This is a genomic window from Phenylobacterium aquaticum, assembly GCF_022695515.1.
Taxonomy (GTDB): domain Bacteria; phylum Pseudomonadota; class Alphaproteobacteria; order Caulobacterales; family Caulobacteraceae; genus Phenylobacterium; species Phenylobacterium aquaticum.
On sequence record NZ_JALDPT010000001.1, the window covers coordinates 321,750 to 341,164 of the forward strand.

23 protein-coding genes, 1 tRNA gene and 1 pseudogene are annotated in these 19,415 nt (G+C 69.3%); 7 read left to right on the forward strand and 18 right to left on the reverse strand.

Annotated features, from left to right (window positions below; genetic code table 11):
* Positions 1 to 132 precede the first annotated feature (132 nt).
* Positions 133 to 474, forward strand: a complete 342-nt coding sequence (gene fdxA / locus MQH10_RS01475; protein WP_242562298.1) for a ferredoxin FdxA — start codon at positions 133 to 135, stop codon at positions 472 to 474.
* A gap of 316 nt (positions 475 to 790) precedes the next feature.
* Entirely contained in the window at positions 791 to 1,300 is a 510-nt protein-coding gene (locus MQH10_RS01480) for a CarD family transcriptional regulator (protein ID WP_242562299.1), read from the forward strand.
* Between the two features lie 112 nt (positions 1,301 to 1,412).
* Here MQH10_RS01480 and MQH10_RS01485 read toward each other — a convergent pair whose 3' ends face one another.
* From MQH10_RS01485 to MQH10_RS01495, 3 genes are read right to left on the reverse strand one after another with little or no spacing between them, the layout of a single operon-like run.
* A complete protein-coding gene (locus MQH10_RS01485; protein ID WP_242562300.1) occupies positions 1,413 to 1,694 on the reverse strand; it encodes a hypothetical protein in 282 nt (93 codons plus the stop codon).
* A gap of 8 nt (positions 1,695 to 1,702) precedes the next feature.
* Complete coding sequence (locus tag MQH10_RS01490) at positions 1,703 to 2,173, reverse strand: group I truncated hemoglobin (RefSeq protein ID WP_242562301.1); 471 nt, start codon at positions 2,171 to 2,173, stop codon at positions 1,703 to 1,705.
* Between the two features lie 17 nt (positions 2,174 to 2,190).
* Positions 2,191 to 3,072: a DUF3034 family protein gene (locus MQH10_RS01495; protein WP_242562302.1), complete on the reverse strand. Its 882-nt coding sequence runs from the start codon at positions 3,070 to 3,072 to the stop codon at positions 2,191 to 2,193.
* Between the two features lie 224 nt (positions 3,073 to 3,296).
* On the opposite strand from MQH10_RS01495, the gene MQH10_RS01500 reads away from it, so the two are divergent.
* Complete coding sequence (locus MQH10_RS01500; RefSeq protein WP_242562303.1) at positions 3,297 to 3,926, forward strand: TetR/AcrR family transcriptional regulator; 630 nt, start codon at positions 3,297 to 3,299, stop codon at positions 3,924 to 3,926.
* Between the two features lie 2 nt (positions 3,927 to 3,928).
* On the opposite strand, the gene MQH10_RS01505 is transcribed toward MQH10_RS01500, so the two are convergent.
* Positions 3,929 to 4,528, reverse strand: coding sequence for an RNA polymerase sigma factor (locus tag MQH10_RS01505; protein WP_242562304.1), 600 nt, complete (start codon positions 4,526 to 4,528; stop codon positions 3,929 to 3,931).
* A gap of 243 nt (positions 4,529 to 4,771) precedes the next feature.
* On the opposite strand from MQH10_RS01505, the gene MQH10_RS01510 reads away from it, so the two are divergent.
* Positions 4,772 to 5,257, forward strand: a complete 486-nt coding sequence (locus tag MQH10_RS01510) for a HupE/UreJ family protein (RefSeq protein ID WP_242562305.1) — start codon at positions 4,772 to 4,774, stop codon at positions 5,255 to 5,257.
* 154 nt (positions 5,258 to 5,411) lie between these two features.
* A complete protein-coding gene (locus MQH10_RS01515) occupies positions 5,412 to 5,933 on the forward strand; it encodes a cupin domain-containing protein (RefSeq protein ID WP_242562306.1) in 522 nt (173 codons plus the stop codon).
* An 18-nt stretch (positions 5,934 to 5,951) separates the two neighbouring features.
* On the opposite strand, the gene MQH10_RS01520 is transcribed toward MQH10_RS01515, so the two are convergent.
* From MQH10_RS01520 to MQH10_RS01545, 6 genes are all read right to left on the reverse strand, one after another.
* On the reverse strand, positions 5,952 to 6,479 hold the full coding sequence (locus MQH10_RS01520; RefSeq protein ID WP_242562307.1) for a GNAT family N-acetyltransferase: 528 nt from the start codon (positions 6,477 to 6,479) through the stop codon (positions 5,952 to 5,954).
* A 123-nt stretch (positions 6,480 to 6,602) separates the two neighbouring features.
* The gene (locus MQH10_RS01525) at positions 6,603 to 6,890 is read right to left on the reverse strand and encodes a hypothetical protein (RefSeq protein ID WP_242562308.1); all 288 of its coding nucleotides are present in this window, start codon (positions 6,888 to 6,890) and stop codon (positions 6,603 to 6,605) included.
* Between the two features lie 66 nt (positions 6,891 to 6,956).
* Entirely contained in the window at positions 6,957 to 7,241 is a 285-nt protein-coding gene (locus MQH10_RS01530; RefSeq protein ID WP_242562309.1) for a DUF2188 domain-containing protein, read from the reverse strand.
* Between the two features lie 84 nt (positions 7,242 to 7,325).
* The gene (locus MQH10_RS01535) at positions 7,326 to 7,703 is read right to left on the reverse strand and encodes a nuclear transport factor 2 family protein (protein WP_242562310.1); all 378 of its coding nucleotides are present in this window, start codon (positions 7,701 to 7,703) and stop codon (positions 7,326 to 7,328) included.
* A 2-nt stretch (positions 7,704 to 7,705) separates the two neighbouring features.
* On the reverse strand, positions 7,706 to 8,275 hold the full coding sequence (locus tag MQH10_RS01540; RefSeq protein WP_242562311.1) for an enoyl-CoA hydratase-related protein: 570 nt from the start codon (positions 8,273 to 8,275) through the stop codon (positions 7,706 to 7,708).
* Positions 8,230 to 8,541: an enoyl-CoA hydratase-related protein gene (locus tag MQH10_RS01545; RefSeq protein WP_242562312.1), complete on the reverse strand. Its 312-nt coding sequence runs from the start codon at positions 8,539 to 8,541 to the stop codon at positions 8,230 to 8,232. The genes MQH10_RS01540 and MQH10_RS01545 overlap by 46 nt, the downstream gene beginning before the upstream one ends.
* 156 nt (positions 8,542 to 8,697) lie before the next feature.
* On the opposite strand from MQH10_RS01545, the gene MQH10_RS01550 reads away from it, so the two are divergent.
* Entirely contained in the window at positions 8,698 to 9,315 is a 618-nt protein-coding gene (locus MQH10_RS01550) for a glutathione S-transferase family protein (protein ID WP_242562313.1), read from the forward strand.
* On the opposite strand, the gene MQH10_RS01555 is transcribed toward MQH10_RS01550, so the two are convergent.
* The 3 genes from MQH10_RS01555 to MQH10_RS01565 all read right to left on the reverse strand — a co-directional run bounded on the left by MQH10_RS01555 (position 9,312) and on the right by MQH10_RS01565 (position 12,231).
* Positions 9,312 to 9,665, reverse strand: a complete 354-nt coding sequence (locus MQH10_RS01555; protein ID WP_242562314.1) for a response regulator — start codon at positions 9,663 to 9,665, stop codon at positions 9,312 to 9,314. The genes MQH10_RS01550 and MQH10_RS01555 overlap by 4 nt on opposite strands.
* 5 nt (positions 9,666 to 9,670) lie before the next feature.
* Positions 9,671 to 10,822 carry a sensor histidine kinase gene (locus tag MQH10_RS01560; protein ID WP_242562315.1) on the reverse strand — a complete coding sequence of 384 codons (1,152 nt, stop codon included), beginning with the start codon at positions 10,820 to 10,822 and terminating at the stop codon, positions 9,671 to 9,673.
* Between the two features lie 116 nt (positions 10,823 to 10,938).
* Positions 10,939 to 12,231, reverse strand: a complete 1,293-nt coding sequence (locus tag MQH10_RS01565; RefSeq protein ID WP_242562316.1) for a dicarboxylate/amino acid:cation symporter — start codon at positions 12,229 to 12,231, stop codon at positions 10,939 to 10,941.
* Between the two features lie 62 nt (positions 12,232 to 12,293).
* Between MQH10_RS01565 and MQH10_RS01570 the strand changes: the two genes are divergently transcribed.
* Positions 12,294 to 12,370 (forward strand) — tRNA-Arg (locus tag MQH10_RS01570).
* Positions 12,371 to 12,454: 84 nt separating this feature from the next.
* On the opposite strand, the pseudogene MQH10_RS01575 reads toward MQH10_RS01570, so the two are convergent.
* The 5 genes and pseudogenes from MQH10_RS01575 to MQH10_RS01595 all read right to left on the reverse strand — a co-directional run bounded on the left by MQH10_RS01575 (position 12,455) and on the right by MQH10_RS01595 (position 19,415).
* Positions 12,455 to 13,938: pseudogene (locus MQH10_RS01575) on the reverse strand (NAD-dependent succinate-semialdehyde dehydrogenase).
* The gene (gabT, locus tag MQH10_RS01580) at positions 13,935 to 15,218 is read right to left on the reverse strand and encodes a 4-aminobutyrate--2-oxoglutarate transaminase (RefSeq protein ID WP_242562317.1); all 1,284 of its coding nucleotides are present in this window, start codon (positions 15,216 to 15,218) and stop codon (positions 13,935 to 13,937) included. Before gabT ends, MQH10_RS01575 begins: the two are co-directional and overlap by 4 nt.
* A 26-nt stretch (positions 15,219 to 15,244) precedes the next feature.
* Complete coding sequence (locus tag MQH10_RS01585) at positions 15,245 to 16,423, reverse strand: MFS transporter (protein WP_242562318.1); 1,179 nt, start codon at positions 16,421 to 16,423, stop codon at positions 15,245 to 15,247.
* A complete protein-coding gene (locus MQH10_RS01590) occupies positions 16,420 to 18,024 on the reverse strand; it encodes a beta-lactamase family protein (RefSeq protein WP_242562319.1) in 1,605 nt (534 codons plus the stop codon). The genes MQH10_RS01585 and MQH10_RS01590 overlap by 4 nt, the downstream gene beginning before the upstream one ends.
* Positions 18,024 to 19,415 (reverse strand): tetratricopeptide repeat-containing sulfotransferase family protein, encoded by a 1,392-nt coding sequence (locus tag MQH10_RS01595; RefSeq protein WP_242562320.1) that lies wholly within the window; start codon positions 19,413 to 19,415, stop codon positions 18,024 to 18,026. The genes MQH10_RS01590 and MQH10_RS01595 overlap by 1 nt, the downstream gene beginning before the upstream one ends.

Below are 19,415 nucleotides of genomic sequence, written 5' to 3' on the forward strand. Positions count from 1 at the left end.
CCCGGCGGGCGCGCCTATCAGCCCTTGCAGATAAGTTGCGGCGTGCGGCGACGTGCGATCCTTGACATCGCGGCCCGGCGCCGTGAAAACCCGCGCCTTCCTTGGGATTTCGCCCGGAGAAAGATCGCCGCGATGACCTACATCGTCATGGACGCCTGCATCAAATGTAAGTTCATGGACTGCGTGGAGGTGTGTCCCGTGGACTGCTTCTACGAGGGCGAGAACTTCCTGGCGATCAATCCGGACGAATGCATCGACTGCGGTGTCTGCGAGCCGGAATGCCCCGTCGACGCCATCAAGCCCGACACCGAGGACGACCCGGACGGCAAGTGGCTGCGGATCAATTCCGAATACGCCAAGATCTGGCCGAACATCACGGTCAAGGGCGAGCCGCCGGCGGATCGCGAACAGTATGAGCGCGAGACCGGCAAGTTCGAAAAGTACTTCAGCGAGAAGCCCGGTTCGGGTTCCTGAGCCTCAAGGCCTTGCCTGACCGGGGATAGCTTCCGCTGCGTCTGCGCGGGGGCAAGCCTTTCATTCGGCTGAATTTTATGCTAGTGTTCTAACTGACATGGCGAAAGCGAGCACGCGCGCCCTGTCGTTTTTGCAGAAGAGCCGTTGCCGGCCGACGTACGCCTCATAAAGGCGAAGGGTGTCTTAGAGGTCTATTCCGTTCTCCAAACGAACAGCGCCGCGCAGGTCTTGCGGAGGGGCTGGTTTTGTCTTTGGAGCTCCGGGTTGACAAGGCGTTGCGTAGGCGGACCGGACGAGGTCGAAAGGACTTGAGCTAATGAGCAAGAGCGGTCTGGAATTCTCGGTTGGCGATCACGTGGTCTATCCGGCCCATGGCGTAGGGCAGGTTCAGGGGATCGAAACTCAGGAAGTCGCCGGCTATTCGCTCGAAGTCTATGTCATCACCTTCGACCATGAGAAAATGACCCTCCGCGTTCCCACCGCCAAGGCGCGCGGCGCCGGTCTTCGGTCGCTGGCCGAGGGCAATGTGGTCAGCCAGGCCCTGACGACTCTGAAGGGCCGCGCCCGCGTGAAGCGCACCATGTGGTCGCGTCGCGCCCAGGAATACGAAGCCAAGATCAATTCGGGCGACCTGATCTCCATCGCCGAGGTCGTTCGCGACCTGCACCGCGCCGAGAATCAGCCGGAACAGTCCTATTCGGAGCGTCAGCTGTACGAATCGGCTCTGGACCGTATGGCCCGTGAAGTCGCCGCGATCGAGCGCATCGACCGCGAAGCGGCCATCACCATCCTGAACAAGAGCCTGGTCAAGGCGGTCGCCGCCTAAGACCGAACTCCGGTTCGACAAGACGAAACGCCCGGTCTCGCGACCGGGCGTTTTGCGTTTGGGGGCTCGCGGCGCGGCCTTGGGGGCTCGGCCGCGCCGCGAGCGGGGGCGTCTATTTCTTGTGCGCGAAGAGCACGCACCAGCCGTTTTGGGGGATCGGCCCGTCCACCGCCTTGCAGGTTCCGGGGGCGCCGGAACTGGAGCCGGGGACGAAGTAGAAACAGACGCCGCAGCGGTTCTCGCCCTGGGGCGTGAACTGGTACTTCACGTCGGCCTTGGAGACCTTGATGGAGTCGGCCAGCGCCGGTGCGGCGAGGCCGGCCACGCCAATCGCGGCCGAGGCCACGGCCACCCGGCGGATCACCAGGCGGCGGGTCGGATGGGTCGGTTCCATGCCCCCCCCTACTTGGTGACGATGACGCGCTGCATCGGCGCGAGCTTGGCGACCAGCTGGTTCTGGGCCGTGAAGGGCACGCCCTCCTTGTCCATCGACAGCTGCAAATCCTCGGCAAGCGCATTGAAGTCGAGGTTGGTCAGGCCGAGGGAGGCGTGCACCTCCTTCATGTCGCGGCCGCCATATTCGCAGGGACCGCCGGTCAGGTAGCAGACCTGATTGGTCAGCATGAGCTGCAGGCGGATCAGGTTCACGCCCTCGAAGCGGGCCTTGATGCGGGGATCGGTGGTGATGCGCGGCACGAAGTCGGCCATGATCCGCGAGATCCCCTCCTTCTCATGGAACGCCTTGTAGGTGGCGTCCCCGACGATGGGCTCGGCGCCCGCGGCGGGATTGGCCATGGGCTGGGGCTCGGCCAGGGCGGACCCGGCCATGAGGGTGGCGATCGCCGCAAGCGCGGCGGTGTGAAACTTGGTCATGGGAGATGTCCTGAGGGCTAGAAGCCGGCTTGCAGCGAGAGGTAGACGCCGCGCTGGTCCTTGAAGGTGGCGATGTCGCCGAGGTCGACATAGGCCAGCGTCATCGAGAGGTTCTTGTTGACCGCATAGGCGCCGAATACGTCGAAGGCGCGGGTCTCCTTGGCGAAGCCCAGATTGTCGGGCTTGGTGCGGACCTCGGCCCCGACCGCCAGGCGCTTGCTGATCAGATAGGCCGCGGAGCCCTCGAACTGCGGGCGATAGTCGTCGTGCTTGTCGCCGCCGAAGCCGAGCAGACCGTACTGGTTGGCCTTGGTCATGCGCACCGTGCCGTTCAGCAGCAGGCTCTTGTCGAGCACCAGCTTGGTGGCCGAGACATAGTAGTCGACTCCGGTGTCCTTCTTGCCGCCGACGGCGTGGATGATCGCGCCCTTGTCGTTGGACTTGAACTCGGCGCCCACGGCGATCTGCGGCAGCCAGCGGTCCTGGTCATAGACCGCGTCCCCGGCCACCTTGACCTTCACGCCGACGATGTCCTGGTTGAAGGTGAAGCCGCGACCGAGGCCGAGCTTGGCGCCGGTGGAGCCGGTGTCGAACTCCTGGCGGGCGTAGGACAGCTCGACGCGATCATAGAAGCCGACGCCGACGCCGTAGGTGCGCAGGTCGTAGTCCTTCAGACCGACATAGGTCGCATGGACATTGGCGCCGATGGCGTCGCGGGTCTCGTAGCCGGTGATGGTCGCCCAGTTGGCCAGGCCGCCGCCGCCGACGCCCTCCACATTGGTGACCCCGCCAGTCAGCAGCAGCTTGCCGCTCTCGAACGGGAGATCCGCCGCCTGGGCGGCCGCCGACGCGGACGCTCCCAGCGCCAGGGCGGCGAGGAAATAGGTGACACGCCTCATAAGGGCCCCTCTTTTTGAGCACCGACGCAAGGCCTGCCTCGGTGGAAATCGGCCTCGGAGCGGGATGCTCGGGGGCGGGCGACGCCGGCGCGCGGTGAGCCGAACGCGCATCGCCTGTCCCGCCTACGCAGGGGCGCGTGATTTCAGATGCCTGGGGGAGAGGAATTTCACCGCGTCGGGCTGACCGCTTGACGCCTTGGGATATTCGCGTCAGACATACTGACATGAATAAAGACCCGGACAGGCCGGCCTATAACAGTCCGCTGCGGACCCGCCAGAAGGCCCAGACCTCCGAACTGATCATGGAGGCGGTCGGCGCGACCCTGGCCGAGGGCGGGCTGTCGGCCGTGACCATACTGGCCGTGGCGCGCGCCGCCCAGGTGACGGACCGCACCGTCTATCGCCACTACAGCACCCGCGACGAGATGATCGCCGCCTTCCTCCGCTGGCACCTGCAGCGCTCAGGGGGCGAGGAGATCAACGCGCCCAAGACGCTGGACACCTACATGGCGACGGTGCGGCGGGTGTTCGCCGCCTGGCAGGCCGACGAGGCGGTGGTGCGGTCGCTCTATCTGTCGCCGGAAGGCCGCGAATTCCGCAAGTCCACGACCCAGGAGCGGATCACCATCGTGCGTGAGCTGGTGGACGCCGAACTACCGGAGCTCTCCAAGACCGAACGCGAAGGCCTGGCCGACGCCATGGGCGCGCTGGCCGTGTCGGAGACCTTCGTGCTGTTGCGGGATGTCCGGGGGCTGGACGCCGCCCAGGCCGGCGCCGCCCTGACCGCCGCGGTGGACCTGATGCTGAGCGGCGCCCGTCAGAAGGCTGCCGCCCTGCGCGCCGGCAAGGCCTGAGGTCAGGCCCGGGCGACCGCCGGGGTCTCCTCCAGATGGCGCCTTAGCTGTTCGAGGCTGCGGCGTAGCTGGGACTTCACGGTGCCCAGGGGCGCGGCCAGCTCCTCGGCGATCTCCTCGTGGGTATAGCCTTCGACAAAGGCCAGGCTCAGGGCGTGGCTCTTCTTGGCGCCCAGCTTGCCGAGCCCGCCGGAGAGGTCGATGCGGGCGTCGAGGGGCGCCTCGGGGGCCGAAAGCCGTTCGGCGAAGTCGTCGATGTCGGCGTGATCGGCCTGGTCGCGCCGCAGCCGGTCGATCGCGGCGTTGCGCAGGATCCGCCAGAGCCAGGGCATGGGCGCGCCCCGGTCCGGGTCATATCGGCCGGCGTGCTGCCAGATCCGGACGAAAGCGTCCTGCAGGACGTCCTCGGCCACATCGCGGCGCTTGAGCATCCGCAGAGCCAGGCCGAACAGCCTGCGGCTCGTCGCATCATAGAGCTGCTTGAACGCCGCCCGGTCCTGGCCCGCGACGCGCAGCAACAGGACCGCGAGTTCGACCTGATCCAGGCCGGGCGCCAGGGACGCCGCCGCGGACTCGACGGACTGAATTTTGGGACGCGCCACCACCGATCACCCCCGATCAGGCCGCCGCAGACCTCCGTCGCGGACACCATTAATGTCACCATTACTGACATGATGTTCTTTACCATGTCAATCCGACCCGAAGCGGTCGGAGGTTGAAAAAGATACGCGCGCGCCGCGCCGCGGATGCGTTGGCGACGCTTTCATGGGCGGCGAGGCATCTGATTTCCGCAGTGCGCCGGTATGGCCCAAAGCCCCCTTCTGATCGCGAGACGCCCCAGCCTGATGTTTCTGTCTCCGCCCTCCGGCATGGCGCTGCGCCTGATCGCCGCCCTGGGCGGCCTGCCCGATCTGCCGCCGCTCCTGGCGGCGGGGCTCTGGAGCACAGGCTTTCCCGCGCCGTTCCGATGGCGCCTGCCCGGCCTCTATCTGGCCGCCCTGCTGCTGGGGGGGCTCATGAAGATGTCGGACGCGGGGATTCCCGGACCGGACGCCGGGGCCGCCCTCGCCACCCTGATCCTGGGCAGCGCCACCTGCCTGGGGCTCGCCGCACCGAGCTGGGCGGCCTATGCGACGGTCGCCGTCCTGGGCGGGTTGCACGGCCTCTGCCTGGCCCGGAACCTGGCCGCCGATCTGCCCCATATCCTGGCGGCCGGCGGGCTTGGGCTCGGCATGGCCCGCCCCCGCATCCCGGGCGGACTCACCCGGGGCCTGGGCGGACTGATCGCCCTGGCCGGCCTTGCCGCCTTCATCGCCGCGACACGCCGGTGAGACGACGCCGTCCGGGCAGCGGCGTTGGCCCCAGACCGGTGCGGCGCCTCAGACTTGACCTGCCGCCGCTCTGGCCGCTCTTTGTGACGGCGGCGCCTCGACGTCGCATAGGGGCCCACCGGCCTCGCGGTTCAGGAAAGGCGTGCGCCCAGACATGACGACTTCGCGCCCGACGACGCCCGGCCAGCCCGCGCCCGAGGCCTTCGACGAGGCCGCGGCCCGGGCGCGCATCGCGGCGTCCCCGACCTTCGCCGCCTCGGCCCAGGCCTGGGAGGCCGAGGTCTCCGCCCTCACTCCGCCGCTGGCCCCCATCGCCCCGCCGCCGGCGGTCTGGGACCGGATCGCCGACGAGACCCTGGGCCCCGCCACCCTGACCGTCCGGGCGGAGGACGGCGAGTGGGAGCCCCTGTCGCCGGGCGTGAGCCGACGCGTCCTGCATCGCGATCCCGCCGGCGGCTGGCAGGCGGTGCTGATCCGGATGGCGCCGGGCGCCACGCTCGCCGCCCACAGCCATGCGAGCCTTGAGGAATGCGTGGTGCTGGAAGGCGAGTTCGAGGTCGACGGCGAGACGGTCCGCAAGGGCGATTTCCATCTGGCCTTCGCCGGCCGCGATCACCCGGCGATCCACAGCCGCGGCAGCGCCCTGCTCTATATCCGCACCGGCCTCGCGGCCTGATCGCCCCGCGGTCCGCGGTCAGTCCAGGGCGCGGACCATGACCACCATGTCCGACAGCTCGGGCCGGGTCCCCTTCTCGAAGCGGATGCGGCCGGTCTCGTGGAACCCCCATTTGGCGTAGGCGCCGCGCGCCCAGTCGGCGGCGGCCATGGCGTCGAGCCAGGCATAGGCGGCGCCCTCCGCACGGGCCGTCGCGATCGCCGCCTCCAGCAGCCGCTCGCCCAGACCGCGCCCGCGGGCGACGCCGAGCAGGTAGATCCGCGCCAGCTCCGCCCCGCCGGGGCGCGCCGCCACGGGGTCGGGCGTGTCGAGATTCATCAGCAGGAAGCCGACCGCCGCCCCGTCGACCTCGGCGATCCAGATCCGCGTCCGGGGCCTGGCCAGGGCGGCGGCGAAGGCCTCCGCGCCGAAGGTCGCCAGATGGGCCGCATAGGCGCCGGGCTGATCCCATAGGAAGGCATAGGCCTCGGCATAGGCCGCCGGACCGATGACGCCGAGCAGGGCGGCGTCATCGGGAGCGGCGGGGCGGATCAGGATCTGGCTCATGCCCCGAGCTTAGGCGGAAAGCCGGCCCGCGGTCAGTAGGGCCGGACCGCCAGGACCAGGGCCGCGATCGCCAGGGCGAGCGGGGTCAGGACCGCCAGGGTCTTGAGCGTATTGGCGGCGAGCTCACGCATCGGCGCGCGCCCCGTCCAGGCGGGCCAGGGCCTCCAGCACCTCAAGCAGCGGCACCGGCGTCTCGGCCCCCGGCGCCAGGCGCAGGGTAGGCCGGTCGGGGACCGCGCAGGCGTCGGACGCCCAGCTGGACAGGATGGCCCGCTTTTCGTCCCGGTCGAGGTCGGGATCCTTCAGGACGTCGCGGGGCCGGTTGAAGCCGATGACCGGCCGAAGCAGGTGGTCGAGGGGCGGCCGGAACCCGCCGCGGCGGCCCGTCGCCAGATGGGAGGAGATATCCATGTCGTGCTCACGAATCGAAGGGCGCGACGCTCAGGTCGCACGCCCGGGTCACACGGTGATGACGGTTCAGGCCGGCTGCAGCGCCCCGGATCGCGCGGGCGGGTTTCGCCACAGCACGGGCGAGGCCTCTGGCGCGGCGCGGACCGCGTGGACAAACCGGGCCGCCAGGGTCCCGTCGGGCAGGTGCACATGCAGCTTGGCCGGCTCGCCCAGGGCCGCGAGCCGCTCGGCCTCGGCCCGGGCCGCGCGCTCGGCCTCGGCGCCGCTGGCGAAGCGCCCGGGCAGGTCGGCGTCATCGACGCGCACCCGCCATCCGCCCGGGGTCGGCGCGATGGAAATCACATGAATCACAATGACCTCCTGTCGTTTGCAGTTTCAGGCGGTCGAAGATTTAGGCGGCGCGCGGCGGGCCGCAAGAGGGGGCGCGGCGCGAGATCAGCGCGACCAGGCGGCGACCTGCTCGGAGTCGAAATACTCGTCCAGGCGGGTGATCCGGCCGTCGGCGACGGCGCAGACCAGGCAGGCCGGCAGCTCCACCCGCTTGCCGTCCGGCCGCACCCCGACCAGCAGGTGCTGCTGGACGAAGCCGCCGGGATAGACGGTCAGGCGGCGGTCCTCGTAGCGGCGGGTGGGGATGTGGCGGATGAAGCCCGACAGGGTCTTCACGTTGTCGGCCTTGGTCTCGATCTGGCGGTCGGTGTTGTGCCAGATGGCCACGTCGTCGGCGTAGCAGTCGGCCACGGTGGCGGCGTCGCCCGCCTCGATCGCGTCGAAGAAGCGGGTGGCGAGAGCCTTGATCTCGTCGAGGGTCATGGTCAGGCGTCCTTGGGTTTGTCGGCGGCGCGGTAGTCGTTGAAGACGCTGTCGCGGCTCTGCAGGGCCTGGGTCACGCCCTGGCGCAGCTCGGCCATGTAGGCGCGGCTGGCCGGCGTGTGCCAGCCCAGCGCGTGCAGGTCGGTGCCGGCCCGCAGGCCCGCCCGCAGGCCCATGGCCTCCATCTGGCGATGGACCAGACGCTTGTTGAGTTGGGCCAGTTCAGGGTCGACCTTGGCGATCCGGGCGGCCATGGCCAGGACCTCCGCCTCCAGGGCCTCGGCCTTGAAGGCGCGGTTGGCGAAGCCCAGGCGCACGGCCTCCAGCCCGTCAAAGGCGTCTCCCGTCAGCATCAGCTCCATGGCCGCGCGCATGCCGACGATCCAGGCGTGATACTGGTTGTCCGGCGGGCTCATGGTGCGCACGGCCGGGTAGCCGATCTGGGCGTCCTCGGCGACATAGACGAGGTCGCAGGCGACCGCGAGCTCGGAGCCGCCGGCCAGACACCAGCCATGGACCTGGGCGATCACCGGCTTGGCGAGATCCCATACGCGGAAGCAACCCTCGACCACATGGCGCGCCCACTGCCCCTGGCGCCGGCGGTGTAATAGGGCAGCTCGCCCAGGCTGGAGAGATCATAGCCCGAGGAAAAGCAGGTCCCCGCCCCGCGCAGCACGATGACCCGGACCTCGGGATCGCGGTCGGCGGCCTCGAGGGCGGCGAAAATCTCGCCGCGCAGGGCGTTGGAGAGCGCGTTGCGCTTGGCGGGGCGATTGAGGGTCAGGCGGCGCACATGGGGCGCCGGATCGTCGGTCAACAGGATCGGCTCTTCGGCCATGACGCAACCTCCCAGGAGCATTGGCCCCGACCCTAGGAACATGACGTCGGGGACGCAAAGCCCGGTTCGAATTGGGCGGCGGGTGACGCGGGGTTCGGCTTGACGCACGCGCTCCCGTCCCGACAAGTCGCAGGAAACTGATCAGGGAGCTGCGCCATGAAACTCTACAATTCCGTCGGACCGAACCCTCACGTCGTGCGGATGTTCGCCGCCGAGAAGGGCCTGACCCTGCCCATGGTGGATGTCGACCTGCGGGCCGGCGAGAACCGCAAGCCGCCCTATCAGGACAAGGTCAATGTGGCGGGCCAGACCCCGGCCCTGGAGCTGGCCGACGGCGCGGTGATCAGCGAGATCACCGTCATCTGCGAGTACCTTGAGGAAAAGCACCCCACCCCGTCCCTGATCGGGACCACGCCGGAAGAGCGCGCCGAGACCCGCATGTGGACGCGCCGCATCGACCTGAACATCTGCGAGCCGCTGGCCAACGGCTTCCGCGCCGCCGAGGGCCGGCCGATGTTCGAGCCGCGCATGAAGCTGGTGGGGGCCGAGGGCGCCGCCGAGTTGAAGGCCATCGCCCGCGACCGCATCCTGTGGCTGGACGGCCAGATCGCCGGCCGGGACTGGATCGTGCCGGGCCGGTTCTCGCTGGCCGACATCCTGCTGTTCTGCTTCCTCGGCTTCGGGGCCATGGTCGGCCAGCCGCTGCCGGAAGAGGCCGGGAACATCAAGGCCTGGTTCGAGCGCGTGAAGGCCCGTCCGAGCGCCGCGGCTTAGGCTGCGCGGCCGAAGCTCTGGATCACGGGCCAGAGGGTCCCCAGGTCGACGGGCTTCTGCAACAGGGGGACGAAGGCGAAGTCCTCGTCCCCCGGCCGGCCATAGCCGGTGGCGAACACGAAGGGCACGCCCAGCGCCTTCAGGCGGCTCGCCAGCGGGAACACCATCTCCCCGCCGCCCAGATTGATGTCCAGCACGGCGCCGTCCGGCGGGATCGCCTGCGCCTCCAGCCAGTCCAGGGCCGGCTGCAGGGCGCCGAAGGAGGCGACCACCTCGCAGCCCAGCTCGGTCAGCAGATCCTCCATCATCATGGAGATCAGCGCCTCGTCCTCGACCAGCAGGACCCGCACGCGCGCTAGCCCAGGGCGAGGCGCGGCGACAGCGGCGCCACCAGGTGAAAGCGGAAGCCTTCCGGCGTAAAGGTCATCTCGGCCCGACCGTTCAGTTCCCGGGCGATGCCCTGGCCGATCAGCCGCGAGCCGAAGCCGGACGGTCGATCGTCGGACGGGGCCGGCCCGCCGGACTCGGTCCAGGTGAATTCCAGGCTACGCTCAGGCTGCGACCGGTCCACCGACCATCGGACCGCCAGCCGTCCCGCCTCCCCGCTCAGGGCGCCGTGCCGGACGGCGTTCACGGCGAGCTCGTGAAAGGTCATCTGGGCCGCCACCGCGGTCTCGGGCGCGAGCAGGACATCCGGTCCGGTCACCGTGATCCGCCCGTCGTGCAGGCCCTCGAACGGCTCCAGGGCCTGGCCCAGGATCTCCCGCAGGCCGGCCGGCCCCCAGGATTCGCGGGTCAGCAGTTCGTGGGCCTTGGAGAGCGCGCCCAACCGGCCGTTGAAGGCGTCCACGAAATGCTGCGGGGACGGCGAGCGTCTGAGGGTCTGGTCGGCGATCGACTGGACGGTGGCGAGCGTGTTCTTGCAGCGATGGTCGAGCTCGGCCATCAGGAATTTCCGCCGCTCCAGGGTCTCGACCAGGGAGGCGTGCATCAGGGCGCTGTCCAGGGCTGCGGCGGTGGCCCGCGCCATCACCTGCAGCTTGGCGATCTCGTCGGCCGAGGGCTGGCGCGGCTGGGCCCAGTAGGCGCCGATGGCCGCGATGGGGTCATTGGGCCGCACCGGCGTCATGACCATGCTCTTCACGAAGGTGGGCCGGTAGGCGTCGTGCGGCACCCGATCGTCGAGATAGATGTCCGGGATCACCGCGGTCTGTCGATTGAGCATGGCCCAGCCGGAGACGCAGGCGTCCAGCGGGAACCTCCGCCCCTTCCAGAGCGGGGCGATGGCGTCCTCGTCGAGATAGTAGCACTGGCCCGCGTCGCGCAGGACGAAGGCCACGCCGTCCGCGCCGCTGATCCGCCGCGCCGAGGAGCGGACCACCGCCGCCACCTGCTCGACGGTGCGAGCGTCGGACAGGTCCTCGATCATTTCGACCAGGGTCAGCAGCGCATCCGAAGGGGACGCCCCGTCCGCCTCAAGCCTATCGATGGACACGACCTCCAGCACGCGAGGCCTCCTGCAAGGTGCGCGGTGACCTTGAGAAGGTGCGCCTAGTCGGGCGGGGCGCGCAAGATCAATTCATGGTTGCCAATCCTGACCAAGCGTCGCCGTAAAGGCGAGTCCTAGCCGGCAGCGGGCGCCGCAGGGGCCGCCGTCGGCCCGCGCGCCAGCTCGCGCGCCAGGGTCTCGCGATCCAGGTCCTTGTCCCAGCGAGCGATCACCAGGGTGGCGACCCCGTTGCCGACCAGGTTGGTGAGGGCCCGGCACTCGCTCATGAACCGGTCGACCCCGACCAGCAGGGCGAGGGCGGCGATCGGGATGTTGGGAACCACGGCCAGGGTAGCGGCGAGCGTGATGAAGCCGGCCCCGGTCACGCCGCTGGCGCCCTTGGAGGTGAGCATGGCCACGGCCAGCAGTGTCAGCTCCTGGGTCAGGGTGATGGGGGTGTTGGTCGCCTGGGCCAGGAACAGGGTGGCCAGCGTCATATAGATATTGGTGCCGTCGAGATTGAAGCTGTAGCCGGCGGGGATCACCAGGCCCGCGGTCGACTTGCCGGCGCCCAGCCGCTGCAGCTTCTCGATCATCTGCGGAAGTACGGACTCGGAGGACGAGGTGCCCAGCACGATCAGCAGCTCCTCGCGGATATAGGCCAGGAACTTGAAGATCGAGAAGCCGGCCAGCGCGGCGATGATCCCCAGCACCACCACCACGAACAGGATCGAGGTCGCGTAGAAGGTCGCGACCAGGGCGGCGAGCTTCACCAGGGCGGCCACGCCGTACTTGCCGATGGTGAAGCCCATGGCCCCGAAGGCGCCGATGGGCGCCAGGCGCACCACCACCGCGATGATCCCGAAGAACAGCTTCGAGGCCTGGTCCAGAAAATCGGAGACCTTGTGGCCGAACTCGCCCATCCGGCTGCAGGCGAAGCCGGTGATCACCGCGATCACCAGCACCTGCAGCAGGGCCCCTTCGGCGAAGGCGCCGAAGAAGGTGTCGGGGATCAGGGCCAGCAGATATTCGGCGACCCCGGGCGCGGCCTTGGCCTTGGCCAGGTAGGAAGCGGCGATATGCGGGTCGAGGCTGGCCGGATCGACATTGAAGCCGCGGCCCGGCTGGACGGTGCGGCCGACCAGCAGGCCGAGCGCCAAGGCGAAGGTCGAGACCACTTCGAAATAGAGCAGGGTCTTGGCGCCCAGCCGGCCGAAGGCCTTGATGTCGCTCATCCGGGCGATGCCGCCGGCAATGGTGCAGAAGATCACCGGGGCGATGGCCATCTTGATCAGCTTGACGAAACCGTCGCCCAGCGGCTTCAGCGCCACGCCGACCTGAGGCCACAGGGCCCCGACCAGTACGCCGAGCGCGATGCCGATCAGCACCTGGACGTACAACACCTTGAACGGCCGCAAGAGCCCCATCGACATTCCCCTAAAGCCCCTGGTTCCAAGCCCCGCGGCGTTGCGCTATCACCGCCCCGCGTGGCCCGGTAGCTCAGCAGGATAGAGCAGCGCTTTCCTAAAGCGAAGGTCGGGGGTTCGAGTCCCTCCCGGGCCGCCACGCAGTCGCCCCGACCAGTCTCTCCCGGATCGTGGTCGAGTAGCTCGGCCAGACCCCCGAGACAGCCTGCACCCGCCGCGATTGTTAATCCACCGCCAGGCAGACGGCCTTGATCGACAGGTATTCGTCCAGGCCGTAGCGCGAGCCCTCGCGGCCCAGGCCGGATTCCTTAACCCCGCCAAATGGCGCGACCTCGGTGGAGATCAGGCCGGTGTTCAGCCCCACCATGCCCGACTGGATCGCCTCGCTGACCCGCCAGGCCCGCTTGAGGTCGGCGGTGTAGAGATAGGAGGCCAGGCCCGCGCGGTGGAATTGGCCAGCGCGATCGCCTCGGCCTCGTGCGCGAAGGCGGTGATCCCCGCCACGGGGCCGAAGGTCTCCTCGCGGGTCAGCAGGGCGTCGGGCGCGACGTCGGCCAGCACCGTCGGCGCGAAATAGGTCCCTTCGCCCTCCACCGCGGCGCCGCCGGTCAGCAGCCGGGCCCCGCCGGCCAGGGCGTCCTCCACATGACGGCGGGCCTTGGCGACCGCGCGCGCGTCGATCAGCGGCCCCTGATCGGTCTCGCCCGCCAGGCCGTCGCCGATCCTTAAACCCGCCGCCCGCTTGGCCAACCGCTCGACGAACTCTGCGGCGATCGAGGCCTCCACATAGAACCGGTTGGCGCAGACACAGGTCTGGCCGGCGTTGCGGAACTTGGACGCCATGGCCCCCTCGACCGCCGCGTCCAGGTCGGCGTCGGCGAAGACGATGAAGGGCGCGTTGCCGCCGAGCTCCAGCGACACCCGCTTGACCGTGTCCATGCACCTGGCCGCCAGCAACTTTCCCACCGCGGTGGAGCCGGTGAAGGTGAACTTGGCGATGCGCGGATCGGTGGTCAGCACCTCGCCGATCGGCGCGGCCTCGCCGGTGACGATGTTGAATATCCCCTTGGGCACGCCCGCCTCCTCGCCCAGCAGGGCGAGCGCCAGGGCCGAGAGCGGAGTCAGCTCCGAGGGCTTCAGCACCACCGAGCAGCCGGCCGCCAAGGCGGGGCCGACCTTGCGGGTGATCATGGCGGCGGGGAAGTTCCACGGCGTCACGGCGGCCACCACCCCCACCGGCTGCTTCAGGGTGATGATCCGGCGGTCGTCCTGGTGGCCGGGGATCACGTCGCCATAGGCCCGCTTGGCCTCCTCCCCGAACCATTCGAGGAAGGCCGCCGCATAGGCGATCTCCCCGCGCGACTCGCTCAAGGGTTTGCCCTGCTCGGCGGTCATCAGCCGGGCGAGATCCTCCTGGTGCGCCATCATCAGGTCGAACCACTTGCGCAGCACCTGGGCCCGCGCCTTGGCCGACCGCGCCGCCCACTCGCCCTGCGCCGCCGTCGCGGCGGTCACCGCCTGGAGCGTCGCTTCGGCGCCGAGGTTGGGGATATGGGCCAGCACCCGCCCGGTGGCCGGGTTCCTCACCTCGACCAGCTCGGGACCGCTCACCCAGGCCCCGCCGATATAGGCGGCCTCCCGCAGCAGGTCGGGCCGCTTAAGGGCCAGGCGGGTCTGTTCGGCGGTGGTGTCGGCGATCTGGGTCATGCCGCGATCCTCAGCGCGTCTTCGAGGCGGTCGAGGCCTTCGTCCAGAAATGATTCGGAGATCGTCAGTGGGAAGAGCAGTCGGATCGTCTCCCCATGAATGCCGCAGGACAATAGGATCAGCCCGCGCTCCAGAGCCTTGGCTGTCACCAGCTTGGCCGCCGCGCCATCCGGATCGCGCGATCCGCGGGACGTCACCAGGTCGAAAGCGATCATGGCGCCCGGTCCACGCAGGCCGGCGATCGGACGCAGGTCGTTGCGCGCCTCGAAACCGGCGAGCCGGGCGCGGGTGCGGGCTCCCAAGGACTCGGCGCGGGCCAGCAGCCCTTCCTCGGCGATGACGTCGAGCACGGCCAGGGCCGCGGCGCAGGCGACTGGGGAACCCGCATAGGTGCCGCCCAGGCCGCCAGGCTCGGCGGCGTCCATGATCTCGGCGCGGCCGACCACGCCGGACAGCGGAAAGCCGCCCGCGAGGGACTTGGCGACGGTAATCAGGTCGGGCTTTACGCCGGTGTGCTCGATCCCGAACATCTTGCCGGTCCGGCCAAATCCGGACTGGACCTCGTCGGCGATCAGGAGAATCCCCCAGCGGTCGCAGAGGTCGCGCAGCGCCTGCATGAAGCTCGGCGTGGCGGCATGGAAGCCGCCCTCCCCCTGAACGGGCTCCAGGATGATCGCCGCCACCCGCTCCGGCTCGACATCCGCGCGGAAGATGAAGTCCAGCGCCCGCAGGCTGTCCTCTTCACTGACTCCATAGTGCGGGATCGGAAACGGCGCGTGATAGATCTCCGCCGGCATGGGGCCGAACCTGTGCTTGTAGGGCACGGTCTTGCCGGTCAGGCCCATGGTGAGCATGGTCCGACCATGGAAGCCTCCGGTGAAGGCGATCACCGCCGAGCGGCCCGTGGCGGCTCGAGCGATCTTCACTGCGTTTTCGACGGCCTCGGCGCCGGTGGTGAACAGGATGGTCTTGGCGGGACCGTCGATGGGAGCGAGCGCGTTCAGCCGCTCCGCCAGCTCGATATAGGGCTCGTATGCGGTGACCTGGAACGCCGTATGCGTGTAGCGCTCCAGCTGAGCGGCGACGGCGGCCATGACCTTGGGATGGCGGTGGCCGGTGTTGAGCACCGCGATGCCGCCGCCAAAGTCGATATAGCGGCGGCCGTCGGCGTCCCAGAGTTCGCTGTTCTCGCCCCGGGCGGCGAAGATCGCGGTCGCGGTGGCCACGCCACGCGGCACGGCGGCCACGCGCCGGGCCTGAAGGGCTGCGTTTGCGGACATGTCGGAAACTCTCGTCAGGTTGAAAATCAGGAAGAACGATCAAGGGTCTGGGCCGGGACCAAGGCGAAGGCCGCGGACAGGCAAAGACCGGTGACCGCGAGGGTCACGAGGCGCGGGAAGTGGGTCTCTTGCAGAAGCACCGCGCCGAGCGCCGGACCCGAGGCCAGGCCCAGCTTGGAGAAGAAGCCGGCCAGGGTCGCGATCCGTCCGCCGGGGTCGAAGGCGGCGCACAGACCGAGCAGATAAGGGATGACAAAGGCCCAGACGACCGAGGTCACGATGTTGGCGACCACATACATCCATGCCAGGTCGCTGCGCAGGAAGGCCAATGCGCCCAGCACCGTCAGCACCGCGCCATACGCGATCGGCTTCAGGCGCCCGAAGCGCAGCCCGATCATCACCACCAGCACCGAACCCAGGGCGCCGATCCAGTTCGCGGTGGCCAGGGTGGCGCTGATGAAAGGCTGGGCCAGGCCATAGGCGCGGCCCAGATCGATGACGAAGGCCGACAGAGCCATGTTCGCCGCCTGGAACATGAACACCGCCACAAGCGCCGCGGCCAGGGGCGCCCAGCGCACCAGGCCGCGCGCAGCGACCGCCTCCGGCGATCGGCTGCGCGCCGGATAGGCGGAGAGAAAGGGCAGCATCAGCGCCGCGGTCGCGCTGAAAGCAGCCAGGGCGAGAAACAGCACCGGGGTGCCGAACTTTGGCACAAGGCCCGGCAGGAACAGCAACCCGACGCCACCCAGGCCGAACTGAACCACCAGAAGCATGCCGAAGGTCCGGTCTGGCGCCTTGGTCCTGGCGATCACCGCGAACGAGATCCCCACCAGGAAGCCGCCGATCAGGCCATGGCCGAACCGCACCGCCATCAACACCGGCGCCACCGTCAGCTCGGTGGAGACCAGATCCGTGGCGATCAGGGCGAACAGCAGCCCCAGCGCCGCCGGCTTCCAGGCGATCCGGTCAACCACGAACACGGCGGCGAAGGCGCCGGCCGCAGCGCCATAGACATTCATCGCCGCGACCAGACCCGCGGCCCTGGCCGTGAATCCCAGCCCATCCTGCAGGCCGCTGACCAGGGCCGGCATGATGTTCACATAGAACAGTCCGGCCGTAGCCATGAAGGAGAGCAGCACGGCGGCGATCAGGCCGTCAGGCGCCGCCTTCGGCAGACCGGGGGCCCGAGGGGAGACATCAGTCATGACACAGGGCTTTCACGGCGTTGGCGGCGCCGGCGGCGGGGCCCCAGTCGAAGCGACCCTCGTCTCCAAATGCATAGAAGACCACGCCATTGGGGAACAGGACGATGGAGATCCCGCCGTAGCCGGACAGGAACGGCGTCCAAACCGGCCGCGCGCAGCCGATCAGGTCGGCGATGTTTCGCGCCCAGACACCGTGGACGTAGCGCAGCCGCGGCGAACCGGCGGGCGCCCGCGTCGGACCTCTGCAGCGCCTCGTCCATCAACTTCGGGTCGAAGAGTTCGTCCTGGCGGGCGCGATTGGTCGGCGACAGAAACAGGCCGAGGCGCGCGGCGTCGTCGGGTCGCAGGAACAGACCCCAGCCCGTGAGGGGCTGGCGCGCGGCGTCGAGGGTGCGCCGGGTCTCGTCGAGAGCCGGGCTCAGTCCCAGATCCCGCCAGATCGGCCGCAGCACGGCGTCGTAGGGATCGGCGCCTGCCGCTCCGCGCAAGGCCTCGCCCAGCAGGTAGCTGTCGGTAGTGTGGTAGACCCAGGTCCCACCGGGCGCCGTCCGGCGCGGATAGTGGCCACAGGCATAGGCCAGCTTCTCGGCGCGGGTTTCCGATGCGAAGAAGGCCGCCATGTCGCTCGCATCCTCGTCCGCCTCATAGGCGTCGGAGCCGTAGCGCCCTGTGGTCATATCGAGCAGATCGAGGGCGGTGACCTCGGCCCAGGGATAAGGCGCCTGACAGTCCGGAACGAGGTTCGCCACCGACCGGCGCGACGTGCCCGGACGCTCCCGCTCCAGCCGCATCAGCCCCAGCCCGCCGACCAGCGTCTTGGCCAGAGAATAGGAGGGCAGTAGCCGGCCCTCGCAGAAGGGATCGACGCCGAACCGGGTCGGACAGGGCCCGGCGTAATTCACGCCGTCCGCCACCATCCCATAGACCGCCTGATCGTCGCCAGAGGCCCGGGCCAGGGCGGCAAGGTTCACACCCGGATACCTCGCGGCCAGAGCGACCAGGGGTTGGACCGGCGCCTGGTTCGCCCGAAGCTCCCGGTCGCGGGCGACCCGAAGGTCGCGATCCGCCGGGGCTCCGGCGATGAACTCCACCCTGGGCGCCGCCCAGGCATCGAACTTGGCATAGAGGCAAGTCTCCGCGCCGATGCGCAGCTGGGCGTTGGCCACGCCTGTGGCGCTCAAGGTCAGGCGCAGCAGCCCATTGTGAACGCAGTTGGCGTTGGCCTCGCGCAGGGCGACCGGCAGGACGGCGACGTCGCCTCCAGCCGCCGCCCAGACCCGCCCGGGTCCCGCCGACCAATCCCAGGACTTTGATCCTCCGCCGGGAGGAACCTCGACGATCAGCCGCCCGCCATCGTCCATCACGTTCAGGGCCAATGCGGGCCAGGCCAGGCGCGGGTCAGGGTCCGGCGGCGGATCATCGTCACGCAGGACCTTCACGCCTTGTGGCCGCGGGCCAAAGGTCAAGATCAGTCGGCCCTCAAAAGGACGGGCCGGCGCATGCGCGCCGGCGGGAGGCGTGAAGGCCGCCATGGGCAGGCGCTCGGCCTCCGCCGGTCCGCCAATTGCGAGCGCGGCCAAGATCAGAATGAGCCGGCCCATCACGCGACGCCTTGCGCCTTTAGGCTCTGGGCCAGGGGCGCGAGCTCCGCCTCGTAGCGGCGCCAGAGCGACAGTGAGTCCCGATAGATCGGTCGCCGGACCTGGGCCGCGCTGGCCGTGGCCGCGGGCGCCGGATTGGCGTGAAAGTCCAGACAGGCCGGCTCCCAGGTGAGGCCCAAGACCTCGACCAGTCGGCGGCTTTCGCCAGCCTGATCCTCAACGAGGGCTTCATAGTCGATCTCGACCATCCGCCCCCGGAGCACGTCGCGCCAGTGAGCCATCAGCCGGTGATAGGCACCGATATACTGGCCGAGGTCCGCCTGGCTGTAGGAATAGGGGCAGCCCGTGCGGAACAGGGTCTTGAAGAGGGCGTAGCCATTGTCCATCGGATCGCGACGGACATGGACGATCCGCGCCTCCGGCAGGCTGAGCGCGATCAGGCCGATATAGAGGTAGTTGGCTGGGGTCTTATCGATGACCATCGGCGCGGCGCGGCCATAGGCGGTGAGGCTGTCGCGATAGGCCTGGCCCAGGCGCTCGAAATCCATGCGTCCAGAACGCGCGACCATGTCGCCCTTGTCCACCGCCGGGCCCACGGTGCGCACCAGGGACAGGGCGAAGTCGCTGATCTCGCCTAGGCTCTCCACCTGGCTGTGGGCGCTGAGGATGCGGTCGACCAGGGTCGTGCCGCTGCGGGGAAGCCCCAGGACGAAGACGGGCCCTGCGGACGCGGGGCGGGTCGCCGCGCACGCCGTGGTCGGCGCATCGAACACCTGAGCGATCTGGGTCATGGTCGCCAGATCGGCCTCGACCTTGTAGCTCAGCAGGCTGCGCCGCCGAGCGGCGCCACGCGCCAGCCAGGTCCAGGCGGCGGAAGCGTCGCCCAAGTCCTCGTATTCCTTGGCGAGCGCGTAGCAAAGCGCGGCCTCGGCGCCCGGCTGGCGGACGCGGGCCACGGCCGCCGTCATTTGGTCGATGTGATTGTCGACCGTGCCCCATTTGCGCAGGGTCGCGCGATTGTAGCAGGCGTCGCCGTCCAATGGATCCAGGGCCACCACCTGATCATAGGCGTGTTCGGCGCCGACGAGATCACCGCACGCCACCAGCACCGAGGCCAGATTGTAGAGCACGCCGGGATCCCTTGGCGCCAGGTCCGCCGCCCGCCGGTAACACCTCAGCGCGTCGTCGAAGCGGGCGTTGGCCAGGAACACCTCGCCGGCCGCTTGAAGCCCCCGGGCGTCGCCCTGCAACCCAGGCTCCAGGGCGAGGAGCTCGGCGTTCGCCTCGCCCCTGCGCCCAACATTGACGAGCGCCCGCACGGCCTCCAGCCCCCCGCGTCCGTCGCCGGGCGCGGCATGACTGACCGATCGTGGGGCGCCCGGTGCGGTCAT

Bases quoted from the DNA above. Each gene is read 5' to 3' on its own strand.
- fdxA (WP_242562298.1), top strand. From the start codon at position 133: ATGACCTACATCGTCATGGACGCCTGCATCAAATGTAAGTTCATGGAC.
- MQH10_RS01480 (WP_242562299.1), top strand. From the start codon at position 791: ATGAGCAAGAGCGGTCTGGAATTCTCGGTTGGCGATCACGTGGTCTAT.
- MQH10_RS01485 (WP_242562300.1), bottom strand. From the start codon at position 1,694: ATGGAACCGACCCATCCGACCCGCCGCCTGGTGATCCGCCGGGTGGCC.
- MQH10_RS01490 (WP_242562301.1), bottom strand. From the start codon at position 2,173: ATGACCAAGTTTCACACCGCCGCGCTTGCGGCGATCGCCACCCTCATG.
- MQH10_RS01495 (WP_242562302.1), bottom strand. From the start codon at position 3,072: ATGAGGCGTGTCACCTATTTCCTCGCCGCCCTGGCGCTGGGAGCGTCC.
- MQH10_RS01500 (WP_242562303.1), top strand. From the start codon at position 3,297: ATGAATAAAGACCCGGACAGGCCGGCCTATAACAGTCCGCTGCGGACC.
- MQH10_RS01510 (WP_242562305.1), top strand. From the start codon at position 4,772: ATGTTTCTGTCTCCGCCCTCCGGCATGGCGCTGCGCCTGATCGCCGCC.
- MQH10_RS01515 (WP_242562306.1), top strand. From the start codon at position 5,412: ATGACGACTTCGCGCCCGACGACGCCCGGCCAGCCCGCGCCCGAGGCC.
- MQH10_RS01520 (WP_242562307.1), bottom strand. From the start codon at position 6,479: ATGAGCCAGATCCTGATCCGCCCCGCCGCTCCCGATGACGCCGCCCTG.
- MQH10_RS01525 (WP_242562308.1), bottom strand. From the start codon at position 6,890: ATGGATATCTCCTCCCATCTGGCGACGGGCCGCCGCGGCGGGTTCCGG.
- MQH10_RS01535 (WP_242562310.1), bottom strand. From the start codon at position 7,703: ATGACCCTCGACGAGATCAAGGCTCTCGCCACCCGCTTCTTCGACGCG.
- MQH10_RS01545 (WP_242562312.1), bottom strand. From the start codon at position 8,541: ATGGCCGAAGAGCCGATCCTGTTGACCGACGATCCGGCGCCCCATGTG.
- MQH10_RS01550 (WP_242562313.1), top strand. From the start codon at position 8,698: ATGAAACTCTACAATTCCGTCGGACCGAACCCTCACGTCGTGCGGATG.
- MQH10_RS01565 (WP_242562316.1), bottom strand. From the start codon at position 12,231: ATGGGGCTCTTGCGGCCGTTCAAGGTGTTGTACGTCCAGGTGCTGATC.
- gabT (WP_242562317.1), bottom strand. From the start codon at position 15,218: ATGTCCGCAAACGCAGCCCTTCAGGCCCGGCGCGTGGCCGCCGTGCCG.
- MQH10_RS01585 (WP_242562318.1), bottom strand. From the start codon at position 16,423: ATGACTGATGTCTCCCCTCGGGCCCCCGGTCTGCCGAAGGCGGCGCCT.
- MQH10_RS01590 (WP_242562319.1), bottom strand. From the start codon at position 18,024: ATGGGCCGGCTCATTCTGATCTTGGCCGCGCTCGCAATTGGCGGACCG.
- MQH10_RS01595 (WP_242562320.1), bottom strand. From the start codon at position 19,415: ATGACCGCACCGGGCGCCCCACGATCGGTCAGTCATGCCGCGCCCGGC.